Below are 13293 nucleotides of genomic sequence, written 5' to 3' on the forward strand. Positions count from 1 at the left end.
GGGTATCACGCCCGATCCGCGACGCGTTCGCCGAGCAGGCCTTGGGGCCGGAGGAGGAGGACGACGATGAGGAGGACGAAGGCCCATACGTCCTTCCAGGCGCCGCCGCCGAAGAGTTCCATGCCGGGGACGTCGCTCATGTAGCCGGTGGCGAGGGATTCGGCGATGCCGAGGACGACGCCGCCGAGCATGGCGCCGTAGATGTTTCCGATGCCGCCGAGTACGGCTGCGGTGAAGGCTTTGAGGCCCATGATGAAGCCCATTTTGAAGCCGATCTGGCCGTTCTTGAGTCCGTAGGCGACGGCGGCGACGGCGGCGAAGGCGGCACCGATGGCGAAGGCCATGACGATGATGCGGTCGGTGTTGATGCCCATGAGCTTGGCGGTGTCGGGGTCCTGGCTGGTGGCTTGCATGCCGCGGCCGAGGCGGGTTCTGGAGACGAAGAGGCCGAGGGCGATCATGCAGATGGGGGCGGTGATGAGGACGAAGAGGTCGCCGCGTTGGACGTGGGCGCCGAGGATGTCGAAGGCTTCGCCCTTGAACTGGGGGAAGGAGCGGTCCTTCTTGGCGTCGGGGTACCACTTCCAGATGGCTTGCTGGAGGGCGAGGGAGAGTCCGATCGCGGTGATGAGGGGGGCGAGTCGGGGGGCGCCTCTGAGGGGGCGGTAGGCGAAGCGTTCTGCGGCGGTGCCGACGGCGACGGAGCATATGACGCCGCCGATGATCATGAGTGGGATGATCGCGAGGAGGGAGACGCCGGCCGGCATCCAGAGGTACACGGTGAGAGCTCCGAAGCCTCCGATCATGAAGATCTCGCCGTGGGCGAAGTTGATGAGCTGGATGATTCCGTAGACCATCGTGTAGCCGATCGCGATGAGTCCGTACATCGCGCCGAGGATGAGTCCATTGGCCAGCTGTTGCGGCAGTTCGTTCACCGCAGGGCCTCCGTGGAGTGGTTCGGATATGGCACCGCGCGGGGCGCTGGTGGCGCTCCCGCGCGGTCTGGGTCAGTTGGGGTTGCCCGGGAGGGCGGGGGTGGTCAGGGCTTGTAGACCTCGCTGATCTTGGAGATCCACTTGCCGCCGTCGACCTGGTAGGCGGTCATCATGGTGTTGGTGGTGTCGCCGAACTCGTCGAAGGAGACGGGGCCGGTGACGCCGTCGAACTTGACCTTGGCCATGGCGTCGAGGACCTTGGCGCGGAGGTCGTCGGGGGCCTTGCCGTTGTTGTCGGCGACGGCGATCTTGACGGCTTCGATGATCGACCAGGTGGCGTCGTAGGTGCCGCCGCCGTAGGCCTCGTAGGCGTCCTTGTATCCGGCGGTCTTGTAGTCGGCGATGAACTTCTTGGCGGAGTCGAGTTCTTCGACGGGCTTGCCGACGGAGGTGGCGATGTCGCCCTGGGCCTTCTTGTTGAGCTTGATGAAGTCGGCGCTGTACATGCCGTCGCCGCCCATGAGGGGGATCTGGACGCTGTCCTTGAGCTGCTGGCTCAGGGGTGCGCCGGCGGGGTATTCGCCGCCGTAGTAGACGGCTTTGGCGCCGGACTTCTTGACCTTGGTGACGACGGCGTTGAAGTCGCGGTCGTCGGGGTTGACGTGGTCGGTGCCGACGATCTTGCCGCCGAGGGCGGTGAAGGTGTTCTTGAAGGAGGCGGCGAGGCCGGCGCCGTAGGGCTTCTGGTCGTCGATGAGGTAGACCTGGTTGATCTTCGCGTTGTTGTAGAGGTACTTCGCGGCGAAGGCGCCCTGGATCTGGTCGGTGGTGGCGGTGCGGAAGTAGGTCTTGTAGGGGCGCTTCTTGTCGCCGGTCTTCCAGTTCTCGCCCTGGGTGAGTTCGGTGCCGGTGTTGGCGGGGGAGACCTGGGTGAGGCCGGCGTCGTTGAGGGGCTTCTGCATCGACTGGGAGACGCCGGAGTTGAGGGGGCCGACGACGCCGACGACGGTGTCGTCGTCGATGAACTTCTGGGCGTTCTGCTGGCCGACGGAGGGCTGGGCCTGGTCGTCGAGGGGCTTGACCTCGAAGGTGATGCCGGGGACGGTCTTTTCCTTGTTGGCCGTCTTGGCGGCGAGTTCGGCGGAGTTCTTGATGCCGAGGCCGAGGGCGGAGAGGTCGCCGGTGATGGGCGCGTCGACGCCGATGACGACGGTCTTGGTGTCGCCGCCGCCGCTGTTGTTGCTGTCGTCGCGCGACCCGCAGGCGGTGAGTGTCAGTGCTCCGGTGGTGAGCACTGTGGTGAGTATGAGGAGTGATCGGTGTCGCACGAAAGGTCCTTTCCCTGGCGCGGCCTCCTCTGCTTGAGGTGCCGTGTGGTTCGCCGGGCCGTACGGGTGGTACAGGGCCGTGCTGGGTGACGCGCCCGGCGGCGCGGTGACTGGCCGTGACTCTAGGCGTAGGTGTGGGGGTGGGGGGTGGGTCCGCCGCAGGATGTGACTTTCTTGTTATGCCGTTGAGCAAGGCTTGAGGTGGCTGTGCGGACATGTACGGCTTTTACCGGCTGGTGAAAGTGACCGCATGGTGAGAACTCCCAGCTCTGCTAAGGGGCTTGAGCAGATCTTGGTGCTGTCGCCGGGTGATGGGCGGGTGGGGCGCCGGGGTGGGGTGTGGTGGGGTTTTCGGGTGTTCGCGGGGGTGGCCGGGGGTGTTGCGCAGTGGCCTGCACCCACCGCATCGCCGTTACTCTGCGTGACATTGGGGGTGGTGTGGTTGACGCGGTGTTGCGCGTGCGGGTGGCGCCTCGTGGCGGGATCCGGGCGCCGGTCGGGTGGTTCAATGCGCCTTGTGATCAAGGATGTTGATCGTTTCGGTCGCTCAACTGGGCGGTGAAGTACGGGAGTTGCGGGAGAAATGGGACTGCCCGGCCGGATGGTGATCCGGTCGGGCAGTGGTGCCGGCGGTGTGCCGTGCGGTGGGTGGTGCGGTGGGTTGTGTTTCGGTCAGGCGGCGTCGGGGCGGGGCGCGTCGCGGAGCAGGCAGGTGAGGCGGGCGGTGCAGATCCGCTTGTCGTGCTCGTCGGTGATGACGATCTCGTAGGTGGCGGTGGACCGGCCGCGGTGTACGGGGGTGGCGACGCCGGTGACGAGTCCGCTGCGCACGCCCCGGTGGTGGGTGCAGTTCAGGTCGACGCCGACGGCGATCTTGGCGGTGCCGCCGTGGAGCATGGCGCCGACCGAGCCGAGGGTCTCGGCGAGGACGGCGGAGGCGCCGCCGTGGAGCAGTCCGTAGGGCTGGGTGTTGCCCTCGACGGGCATGGTGCCGACGACGCGGTCGGCGCAGGCTTCGACGAGGGTGACGCCCATGCGTTCGCCGAGGTGGCCGGCGGAGAAGAGGGCGGGGAGGTCGACGCCGAGTTCGGCGTACTCGTCGATGATCTCCTGGGGGAACGTGGGTGTGGTGTGCTCGCCCATGGTGTCCGGCTCCGATCGTCTGCGGGGCGCGTGGCCTCGGTGTTGTCTCTGCGTCGTTCATATCAGACGACTGAGCGGGCGCTTAGGTCGTTTGCCGTGCGACGGCACGGCCCCGGTACGGGCGGGAGCCGTGCCGGGGCCGTCTCGCGCGGGGCGGGGGCGGGGGCCGGGGCGGGAGGCGGGCGGCCCGGCCGGCGCCCCGGGGGTCACCGCCGGGTGTTCTCGAAGCGCACGACGACGGACTTGCTGGCGGGGGTGTTGCTGGTGTCGGCGGTGGCGTCGAGGGGGACCAGCACATTGGTCTCCGGGTAGTAGGCGGCCGCGCAGCCGCGGGCGGTCGGGTAGTGCACGACGCGGAAGCCGGGGGCGCGGCGTTCCACGCCGTCCTTCCATTCGCCGACGAGGTCGGTGTACGCGCCGTCGGCGAGGCCGAGGTCGCGGGCGTCGTCGGGGTTGACCAGGACGACGCGGCGGCCGCCCTTGACTCCCCGGTAGCGGTCGTCGAGTCCGTAGATCGTGGTGTTGTACTGGTCGTGCGAGCGCAGGGTCTGCAACAGGAGCCTGCCTTCCGGGAGTTCGGGGAACTCGACGGGGGCGGCGGTGAAGTTGGCCCGGCCGGTGGCGGTGGGGAAGCGGCGTTCGTCGCGCGGGGGGTGGGGGAGGGTGAAGCCGCCGGGGTGGGCGATGCGGGCGTTGAAGTCCTCGAAGCCGGGGACGACGCGGGAGACGCGGTCGCGGATCGTCGCGTAGTCCTTCTCGAACTCCTCCCAGGGAGTGGCCGATCCGGGGCCGAGGACGGCGCGGGCGAGGCGGGCGACGATGGCGGGCTCGGAGAGCAGGTGCGGGCTCGCGGGGGTGAGGTTGCCCCGGGAGGCGTGGACCATGCCCATGGAGTCCTCGACCGTGACGAACTGCCTGCCGCTCGCCTGGACGTCCTTGTCGGTGCGGCCCAGCGTGGGCAGGATCAGGGCCCGGGTTCCGGTGACCGCGTGGGAGCGGTTGAGTTTGGTGGAGACGTGGACGGTGAGGCGGGCCCGGCGCATGGCGGCCTCGGTGACGTCGGTGTCGGGGGTGGCGGCGACGAAGTTCCCGCCCATGGCGAGGAAGACCTTGGCGTCGCCGTCGCGCAGGGCGCGGATGGAGCGGACGACGTCGTAGCCGTGGTGGCGGGGCGAGGTGATCGAGAATTCCTTGTCGAGGGCGTCGAGGAAGGCGGCCGGGGGCCTTTCGAAGATGCCCATGGTGCGGTCGCCCTGGACGTTGGAGTGGCCGCGCACGGGGCAGACGCCGGCGCCGGGGCGGCCGATGGCGCCGCGCAGCAGGAGGAGGTTGACGATCTCGCGGATGGTCGGCACGGAGTGCTTGTGCTGGGTGAGGCCCATGGCCCAGCAGACGACGGTGCGTTTTGAGGCGAGGATCATCGCCAGGGCCTGTTCGACGGCGGTGCGGTCGAGGCCGGTGGCGGTGAGGGTCTCGTCCCAGTCGGCGTCGCGTGCGGCGGCGGCGAACTCCTCGTAGCCGTGGGTGTGTTCCCGGACGAAGGCTTCGTCGACGGCGCCGTCGGTCCGGAGGATCAGCTTGTTGAGGAGGCGGAAGAGGGCCTGGTCGCCGCCGATGCGGATCTGCAGGAAGAGGTCGGTGAGGGGGGTGCCCCTGAGCATGCCGCGCGGGGTCTGGGGGTTCTTGAAGCGTTCGAGTCCGGCCTCGGGCAGCGGGTTGACCGAGATGATCCGGGCGCCCGCGGTCTTGGCCTTCTCCAGGGCGGAGAGCATCCGGGGGTGGTTGGTGCCGGGGTTCTGTCCGGCGACGATGATCAGGTCGGCCTGGTGGAGGTCCTCCAGGGTGACGCTGCCCTTGCCGATGCCGAGGGTCTCGGTGAGTGCCGAGCCGGAGGACTCGTGGCACATGTTGGAGCAGTCGGGGAGGTTGTTGGTGCCGAATTCGCGGGCGAAGAGCTGGAAGAGGAACGCGGCCTCGTTGCTGGTGCGGCCGGAGGTGTAGAAGACGGCCTCGTCGGGGGAGGCGAGGGCGCGCAGTTCCTCGGCGATGACGGCGAAGGCGCGTTCCCAGGTGACCGGCTCGTAGTGTTCGGCGCCTTCGGGCAGGTACATCGGCTGGGTGATCCGGCCCTGCTGGCCGAGCCAGTAGCCGCTGCGGGCGGCGAGGTCGGAGACTGAGTGGGCGGCGAAGAACTCGGGGGTGACGCGGCGCAGGGTGGCCTCTTCGGCGACGGCCTTGGCGCCGTTCTCGCAGAATTCGGCGGTGTGCCGCCGGTCGCCCTCGGGCCAGGCGCAGCCGGGGCAGTCGAAGCCGTTCTTCTGGTTGACCTTGAGGAGGGTCTGCGCGGTGCGGCGCACGCCCATCTGCTGTCCGGCGACGAGCAGGCTGTGGGCCACGGCGGGCAGGCCGGCGGCGGCGTGGCGGGCCGGGCCGACCCGGGGCGCGTCCTGGACCGGGTCACCTGTGGGCGGCTTGGTGGCCATGGTGCGGTTCCCTTCGGGCCGGGTGGGGGCCGCGCGGTGCGCCGTGGGCGTCGTGCGGCGGCTTCTCGGTCCCGATTGTCTCCCGGGCGGCCCCGGTCCTGTCACGGGGCGGGGCGGGGGCGGTCCGGCGGGGTGGTGCGGCCGGGCCGGGGCGTGGTGGGGCGCCCGGCCGGGCGGGGGCGGCGCGGGGCGGTGCCCGGTCGGGATTGTCGGTGGTCCGTGGCAGGATCGGAGGCGTGGCTGAGACGGCATCGAAGAAGACGGCAGACAACCGACCGCGCCTGCTCCTGATGGACGGGCACTCCCTGGCGTACCGGGCGTTCTTTGCGCTGCCCGCGGAGAATTTCACGACCGGGTCGGGGCAGACGACGAACGCGGTGTACGGCTTCGCGTCGATGCTGGCGAACACTCTGCGTGACGAGGCGCCGACGCATTTCGCGGTGGCGTTCGACGTGTCCCGCAAGACGTGGCGTGCGGAGGAGTTCCCGGAGTACAAGGCGAATCGTTCGAAGACGCCGGACGAGTTCAAGGGGCAGGTCGAGCTGATCGGCGAGCTGCTCGACGCGATGCGCGCGGACCGTTTCGCGGTCGACGGCTTCGAGGCGGACGACGTCATCGCCACGCTGGCCACGCAGGCCGAGGCCGAGGGCTTCGAGGTGCTGATCGTCACCGGTGACCGGGATTCGTTCCAGCTGGTCACGGACCATGTCACGGTGCTGTATCCGACGAAGGGGGTGTCGGAGCTCACGCGTTTCACGCCGGAGAAGGTCGAGGAGAAGTACGGGCTGTCGCCCCGGCAGTACCCGGACTTCGCGGCGCTGCGCGGCGACCCGTCGGACAACCTTCCGGGCATTCCCGGGGTCGGGGAGAAGACCGCGGCGAAGTGGATCAAGCAGTTCGGTTCGTTCGACGAGCTGGTGGAGCGCGCGGAGGAGGTCAAGGGGAAGGCGGGGCAGAATTTCCGGGACCATCTGGAGGCGGTGCGGCTGAACCGCAGGCTGACGGAGATGGTTCGTGACGTGGCGCTGCCGAAGGCCCCGCGGGACCTGGAGCGTGCTCCGTACGACCGCACGGCGGTGACGGGCGTGCTGGACGTGCTGGAGATCCGCAATCCGAGTCTGCGGGAGCGGCTGCTGGCCGTGGACCCGGGGGCGGCGGACCAGGGGCTGCCGGAGCCCGCCGCGGGTGTGGAGCTGGACGGCGCGGTGCTGGGCGCGGGCGAGCTGGCGCCGTGGCTCGCGGAGCACGGCGGGGAGCCGCTGGGCGTGGCCACGGCCGACACGTGGGCGCTGGGCGCCGGCCGGGTCACGGAGGTGGCGCTGGCGGCGGCGGGCGGCGCGGCGGCGTGGTTCGATCCGGCGGAGCTGGACGAGGGCGACGAGCGGGCGTTCGCCGCCTGGGTCTCGGACGCCGGGCGGCCGAAGGTGATGCACAACGCCAAGGGCGCCATGCGGGTCTTCCCGGAGCACGGCTGGCGGGTCGACGGTGTGACGATGGACACGGCGCTGGCGGCGTATCTGGTCAAGCCGGGGCGTCGTTCCTTCGCGCTGGACGCGCTGGCGGTGGAGTATCTGGGCCGGGAGCTGGCGCCGGCGTCGGCGCCGGACGGGCAGCTGGCGTTCGGGGCGGACGACCGGGCCGAGGCCGACGCGCTGATGGCGCAGGCCCGTGCGGTCCTGGATCTGGGCGAGGCGTTCGCCGCGCGGCTGGCGGAGGTCGGGGCGGCCGGGCTGCTGCATGACATGGAGCTGCCGACGTCGGCGCTGCTGGCCCGTCTGGAGCGGCATGGCATCGCCGCGGACCGGGCCCATCTGGAGGCGATGGAGCAGCAGTTCGCCGGTGCGGTGCAGCAGGCGGTGAAGGAGGCGCACGCCTCGGTCGGCCGGGAGTTCAACCTGGGTTCGCCCAAGCAGCTCCAGGAGGTCCTCTTCGGCGAGCTGGGGCTGCCGAAGACGAAGAAGACGAAGACCGGGTACACGACGGACGCCGACGCGCTGGCCTGGCTGGCCGCGCAGACGGAGCACGAGCTTCCGGTGATCATGCTGCGCCATCGTGAGCAGGCGAAGCTGCGGGTCACGGTCGAGGGTCTGATCAAGACGATCGCGACGGACGGCCGGATCCACACCACGTTCAACCAGACGGTGGCGGCGACGGGCCGGCTCTCGTCGACCGATCCCAATCTGCAGAACATCCCGGTGCGCACGGACGAGGGCCGGGCCATCCGCCGGGGCTTCGTCGTCGGTGAGGGCTTCGAGTCGCTGATGACGGCGGACTACAGCCAGATCGAGCTTCGGGTGATGGCGCATCTCTCGGAGGACGCGGGTCTGATCGAGGCGTTCACCTCCGGCGAGGACCTGCACACGACGGTCGCCTCGCAGGTCTTCGGGGTGGACAAGTCGGCCGTGGACCCGGAGATGCGGCGCAAGATCAAGGCGATGAGCTACGGGCTGGCGTACGGGCTGTCCGCCTTCGGCCTGTCCCAGCAGCTGAACATCGAGGCGGGTGAGGCGCGCGGCCTGATGGACACCTACTTCGAGCGGTTCGGCGGGGTGCGCGACTATCTGCACCGGGTGGTGGAGGAGGCCAGGGCCACGGGTTACACCGAGACGGTCTTCGGCCGTCGCCGCTATCTGCCGGATCTCAACAGCGACAACCGCCAGCGCCGTGAGATGGCCGAGCGGATGGCGCTGAACGCGCCGATCCAGGGTACGGCGGCGGACATCGTGAAGGTGGCCATGCTCAAGGTCGACCGGGCGCTGTCCGGGGCGGAGCTGAAGTCGCGGATGCTGCTCCAGGTCCATGACGAGATCGTTCTGGAGATCGCGGCGGGCGAGCGTGCGCGGGTGGAGGAGATCGTGCGTCACGAGATGTCCACGGCCGTGCGGCTGCGCGCCCCGCTGGACGTGTCGGTCGGCGTCGGCGGGGACTGGGAGTCGGCGGCGCACTGACGACGGCCCGGGGCTGGGCGCGGGCCGGGTTCGGACGCCCGCCGGGCCCGGCCCCGGCCGCGTTCAGCGGGTCTCCGCCCGGGCCGCGCCCATCGGGCGCAGTCGCGTCCAGGCCGCGTACAGCAGCAGGCCCGCCGCCAGCCCGGCGCCCGCGCCGAAGCAGGCCGTCGGGATGATGTCCAGCGGGCTGTCGACTCCGCCGTGGTAGGCGTGCCAGCGTGCGCAGCGGTGGGCGATGCCCAGCAGCGCGCAGGTCCCGATCAGGGCTCCCGCCGCCCACCGCTCCCGGCGGCCCGGCACGGGCACGGACGGCGGGAGCGGGCGCGCCCCGGCCCGCCGCAGGCCCGACACCGTGAACCAGGCCAGCACGGCCAGCGCCGCCGCCGAACTCCCGTACTGCGCCAGCTGGAACACGGGATGTCCGCCGAGGCTGCCGTCGAGCCCGGGCACCAGCCGCACGCCCCACCGGCCGTGATGGGTGAAGGCGTCCCAGACCACATGGGTGGCGGAGCCGATGACCGCCGACAGTGCGAACCGCGCGCCGTCGCGCGGGGGCCGGACCGGCCGCGCGGGGCCGCGCCCGCCCCGTACGAACGCGTACGTCCGCTCGCGCCAGGGCGCCGGCGCCAGCGCGACCAGTGGTTCCCGCAGCAGCAGCCAGAGCGCCACCGCCGCGGCGGTCAACAGCACGTCGACCGTGAGCACGCCGGGCAACGAGTGGGTGACGTCCCCGAACTCCATGGCGCCGGGGACCACGCTGTCCGCGAAGTACGTCAGGTCGGGGGCGAACGAGCCGGCGACCAGGGCCGGGGCGAGGAACGGGCCGCGTGCCGTGCCGCCGCGCCGCAGTCCGGGCAGCACCGCCGCGGCATGACTGAGTGTGAACGGCATGACGGCAAGTATGCGCGAGCCGTCGTCACCCGCCGGACAGCCGGCGTACGACTTGGGGACGGGAACATGAAAAACAGGTAAGAAGCGGTCAGGAGACGCTGTCTCAGGCGGATGAGTTGCCGTAGGGTCGCTTGAGTCCCGCGCGCCGGGGAGCGCGGACAGCCGACGACGGGAGGGGCCACGGTATGGCAGCGCAGTTCGGTCGCCGACTTCGCAAGGGGGCGACCACCACCGCCGTGGCCGCCCTCGCCGTCGCGGCCCTCTCCGCCTCGGGCGCTCCCGGTACGCCGTCGGCCGGTCCGAGCGGCGACGCGCAGGCGATGGGCGCCTCGCCGGAGCCCGACGACGGCGCGGCGACCGGCAACTCGCCCTACTACACGGAACTGCCGCCGCTGAACTCGCCCAACAAGCCGAGCAGCACGGTCGAGTCGCCCCTGAGCGGGGGCTCCGAGTCCGGCATACCGGCCTCGGTCCTGGCCGCGTACAAGAAGGCCGAGGAGACCATCGCGGGCAGCGACCCCGCCTGCCGGCTGCCGTGGCAACTGCTCGCCGCGATCGGCAAGGTGGAGTCCGGCCACGCCCGCGGCGGCCGGGTCGACGCGAACGGCACCACGTTCTCCCCGATCCTCGGCCCGGTCCTGGACGGGCGGGGCTTCGCCCTGATCAAGGACACCGACAACGGGCTGTACGACGGGGACGCGACGCACGACCGGGCCGTGGGCCCGATGCAGTTCATCCCGTCGACGTGGGCGACCTGGGGCCAGGACGGCAACGGCGACGGCCGCAAGGACCCCAACAACATCTACGACGCCGCCCTCGCCGCCGGGCGCTATCTCTGCGCGGGCTCGCGCGATCTGTCGGTCGCCGCGGACCTCGACCGGGCGGTCCTGAGCTACAACCACTCGGACGTCTATCTCCGCACGGTCCGCTCCTGGTTCGACTACTACCGGCGCGGCGCACACGAGATCCCCGACGGCACCGGCGTCGTCCCGCCGGACCTCGGCGGCGGCACGCACGCCCGCCCCGGCGCCACGAGCCCGTCGTCCCCGTCGCCGTCGCCGTCGGGAAGCCCCACGTCCCGGCCCGAGCCGAAGCCGAAGCCGTCCGAGCCGAAGCCGGGCACCGGCCCGTCGAAGCCGGGCGGCGGCTCGACCCCCACCCCGACGCCGACCCCCACGCCCACGCCGTCCCGGCCCCTGGCGCGGGTGGAGAACGCCGGGACCGGTCCCCTGACGGCCACCGCGGGCAGCGCGTTCGCGGAGCGGATCAAGGTGCGGGCCACGGACACCGCCGGCGGCGCGATGGCCGGGGTGTCGGTCACCTTCACCGTCACCGGCGACACGGACGCCGTCTTCGCCGGCGGGAAGCCGGAGGCCACCGTCGTCACCGGGGCTGACGGCACGGCCATCGCACCGGTGCTGAAGGCGGGAGGGCGGACGGGGGAGTTCAGGGTGCGGGCGGTCGCCACCGGCCGTGGGCTGCCCGGCGTCGGCTACACCGCCACCGTCACCGCCCGGCAGGCCGACGAGCTCACCAGGACCGACGACAAGGCCCTGACCGCCGCGCCCGGAACCGAGTTCGCGGACACGGTCGAGGTCGAGGCCGTCTACCGGGGCGCGATCGCCGCCGGCGTCGCCGTCACCGCCACCATGATCACCGACGCGGAGAAGCCCGCCGAGCCCGCCGAGAACGACAAGGGCCCGTACTTCAAGGACGCGCACGACAAGACGGTCCGCACCCTCACCGGCCTGAAGACGGACGCGAACGGCAGGCTCCGGCTCCCGAAGATCTACGCGGACGGCGCGGCGGGCGCGTACAAGCTGCGCCTGGCCGCCGAGGGCGGCGCCACGCTCGTCATCGAGCTCGTCGTCGAGGCCCCGGCGGCCTGACGCGCGCGACGCGGGACCGCGCACCCGGCGGCCCGCGACGCCCGTGCCGGCTCCGTGGGCCCGTGCGTCCGCCGGGCCCGTGCGTCCGCCGGGCTCGTGCGAGACCGTGCGTCCGCGACCGTCACGTCCGTGCGCCCGCCGGGCCCGCACGCCGCCGGACCCGTACGAGACCGCATGCCCGCGACCGCCACGCCGGCCGGCGACACCGGTGCCCGGCGCCCGGCGCCCGGCGCCCGGCGTCCGGTGTCCGGTGTCCGGCGGGCACGGTCCGCGGACCGCGTCCCGGCGGCCCCTTCGCCCCGCACCCGGCGGAGGGGCCGTTCCACGTGTTCCCCTCTCGCGCCCGTGTTGCTACGGTGCCCCAATCCTGACGACCCATCAGGTCCGGCGCCGTCGGATCCGTGCTCACCGGGAGGACCGGCATGCGTGCCCTCGTCGCCGCCGCCATCGGACTTGCCGCGGCCCTCGCGCTCGTCCTCGCCGTCTCCGCCGTCGGCGCCCCGCCCGGAGAGACCTCTCCGAAGCCGCTGCTGACCACCGTCCCGCCCCTCAGGAACCAGTGACCGGAAAGAGACCGCCACAGCTGCCGGAAGCAGGCGCCGGAGCCGCCGGAGGGCAGCCGTGCGAACAGAGGGAGGACACCACCATGCGCCGCCGAGCCGGCCTCGTACTCCTGGCCTTCGCCGTCTTCTTCACCGCCATGGCGCCGCTGCTGCGCTGGTACGCCTTCCCGAGGCTGGCGAAGATCCCGCCCAGCCAGTACCAGGAGATGGTGCTGGAGGCGAAGCCCGCCACCCTCCTCGACTACAACGACGGCATGAAGGTCAAGCAGGTGCCCCGGGTCACCATCGTGCAGACCCTCAAGGGCAATGTGGAGGAGTCCGAGCGGATCGAACGCGACGCCGGCCGCGACGTCGTCGTCTGGGACGCCCTCAGCTACGTCGCCGGCTCCGACGGCAAGATGGTCTCCGAGATCCCCGAACGCTACATCTTCGACGCCCACAGCCAGGAACCCGTCCACGCCACCGGTGAGACGGTCGACGGCGACCCGGTCAGACGCGAGGGCATCGAGTTCAAGTGGCCCTTCCTCACCGAGAAACGCGACTACCAGTACTTCGACGCCCAGGCCCGCACCAGCTCGCCCATCCACTACCGGGGCACCCGCGTCTTCCGCGGCATGACCGTCTACTACTTCGAGCAGACCGTCCCCTGGACCAAGGTCCCGATGCCGAAGAAGATGCCCATCCAGGGCGTCTCCCCGGAACAGATCGCGAAGACCGGCATGACCCGCTGGTACACCACCAAGCGGATGTTCTGGGTCGACCCGGTCACCGGGGCGCCCGTCAACGGCGAGGAGATCCACAAGGAGGAGCTGCGCAACGCGAAGGCGATGGGCCTGCCGCAGGACACCGTCACCGTGTTCGCCGGACACGTGAAGATGCGCGAGGACTACATCGAGTCGACCGTCGACCTGGTCTCCTCGCAGCGCCTGCTGATCCTGCTGCTCACCTCGTACCTGCCGTGGGGCTTCCTGGGCCTCGGCGTCGCGCTGTTCGCCCTCGCGCTGTGGCTGGAGGCGCGCTCCCGGCGCCCGGACGGCGCCCGGCCCGGCGGATCGCCCGCGCCGGAGCCGGCGCCCGCCCCCGCCTGAGCCGGGCCCGGGGCGGACCCGGCCG

General features: G+C 71.4%; 9 protein-coding genes. 4 read left to right on the forward strand and 5 right to left on the reverse strand.

Annotation, left to right across the window (positions count from 1 at the left end):
- Nucleotides 1-5: 5 nt before the first annotated feature.
- The 4 genes from WA762_RS28750 to WA762_RS28765 form a co-directional block, all read right to left on the reverse strand.
- Nucleotides 6-935 (reverse strand): branched-chain amino acid ABC transporter permease, encoded by a 930-nt coding sequence (locus WA762_RS28750; protein ID WP_335939435.1) that lies wholly within the window; start codon nucleotides 933-935, stop codon nucleotides 6-8.
- 104 nt (nucleotides 936-1039) lie between these two features.
- Nucleotides 1040-2263 (reverse strand): branched-chain amino acid ABC transporter substrate-binding protein, encoded by a 1224-nt coding sequence (locus tag WA762_RS28755; RefSeq protein ID WP_335939436.1) that lies wholly within the window; start codon nucleotides 2261-2263, stop codon nucleotides 1040-1042.
- 672 nt (nucleotides 2264-2935) lie between these two features.
- A complete protein-coding gene (locus WA762_RS28760; RefSeq protein WP_335939437.1) occupies nucleotides 2936-3406 on the reverse strand; it encodes a PaaI family thioesterase in 471 nt (156 codons plus the stop codon).
- A gap of 206 nt (nucleotides 3407-3612) precedes the next feature.
- Nucleotides 3613-5889, reverse strand: coding sequence for an FdhF/YdeP family oxidoreductase (locus WA762_RS28765; protein ID WP_335939438.1), 2277 nt, complete (start codon nucleotides 5887-5889; stop codon nucleotides 3613-3615).
- A gap of 236 nt (nucleotides 5890-6125) precedes the next feature.
- Here WA762_RS28765 and polA point away from each other — a divergent pair, with 236 nt between their 5' ends.
- The gene (gene polA, locus WA762_RS28770) at nucleotides 6126-8837 is read left to right on the forward strand and encodes a DNA polymerase I (protein ID WP_335939439.1); all 2712 of its coding nucleotides are present in this window, start codon (nucleotides 6126-6128) and stop codon (nucleotides 8835-8837) included.
- 63 nt (nucleotides 8838-8900) lie between these two features.
- Here polA and WA762_RS28775 read toward each other — a convergent pair whose 3' ends face one another.
- Complete coding sequence (locus WA762_RS28775; protein ID WP_335939440.1) at nucleotides 8901-9728, reverse strand: DUF4184 family protein; 828 nt, start codon at nucleotides 9726-9728, stop codon at nucleotides 8901-8903.
- Between the two features lie 185 nt (nucleotides 9729-9913).
- On the opposite strand from WA762_RS28775, the gene WA762_RS28780 reads away from it, so the two are divergent.
- The 3 genes from WA762_RS28780 to pgfA all read left to right on the forward strand — a co-directional run bounded on the left by WA762_RS28780 (nucleotide 9914) and on the right by pgfA (nucleotide 13268).
- Nucleotides 9914-11617 carry a lytic transglycosylase domain-containing protein gene (locus WA762_RS28780; RefSeq protein ID WP_335939441.1) on the forward strand — a complete coding sequence of 568 codons (1704 nt, stop codon included), beginning with the start codon at nucleotides 9914-9916 and terminating at the stop codon, nucleotides 11615-11617.
- 422 nt (nucleotides 11618-12039) lie between these two features.
- Nucleotides 12040-12180, forward strand: coding sequence for an SPW_0924 family protein (locus tag WA762_RS28785; RefSeq protein ID WP_335939442.1), 141 nt, complete (start codon nucleotides 12040-12042; stop codon nucleotides 12178-12180).
- Between the two features lie 83 nt (nucleotides 12181-12263).
- A complete protein-coding gene (gene pgfA, locus WA762_RS28790) occupies nucleotides 12264-13268 on the forward strand; it encodes a cell envelope lipid trafficking protein PgfA (protein ID WP_335939443.1) in 1005 nt (334 codons plus the stop codon).
- Nucleotides 13269-13293 lie beyond the last annotated feature (25 nt).

This window comes from Streptomyces tyrfis (assembly GCF_037034285.1).
Taxonomy (GTDB): domain Bacteria; phylum Actinomycetota; class Actinomycetes; order Streptomycetales; family Streptomycetaceae; genus Streptomyces.

Bases quoted from the DNA above. Each gene is read 5' to 3' on its own strand.
- WA762_RS28760 (WP_335939437.1), bottom strand. From the start codon at position 3,406: ATGGGCGAGCACACCACACCCACGTTCCCCCAGGAGATCATCGACGAG.
- WA762_RS28765 (WP_335939438.1), bottom strand. From the start codon at position 5,889: ATGGCCACCAAGCCGCCCACAGGTGACCCGGTCCAGGACGCGCCCCGG.
- WA762_RS28775 (WP_335939440.1), bottom strand. From the start codon at position 9,728: ATGCCGTTCACACTCAGTCATGCCGCGGCGGTGCTGCCCGGACTGCGG.
- WA762_RS28780 (WP_335939441.1), top strand. From the start codon at position 9,914: ATGGCAGCGCAGTTCGGTCGCCGACTTCGCAAGGGGGCGACCACCACC.
- WA762_RS28785 (WP_335939442.1), top strand. From the start codon at position 12,040: ATGCGTGCCCTCGTCGCCGCCGCCATCGGACTTGCCGCGGCCCTCGCG.
- pgfA (WP_335939443.1), top strand. From the start codon at position 12,264: ATGCGCCGCCGAGCCGGCCTCGTACTCCTGGCCTTCGCCGTCTTCTTC.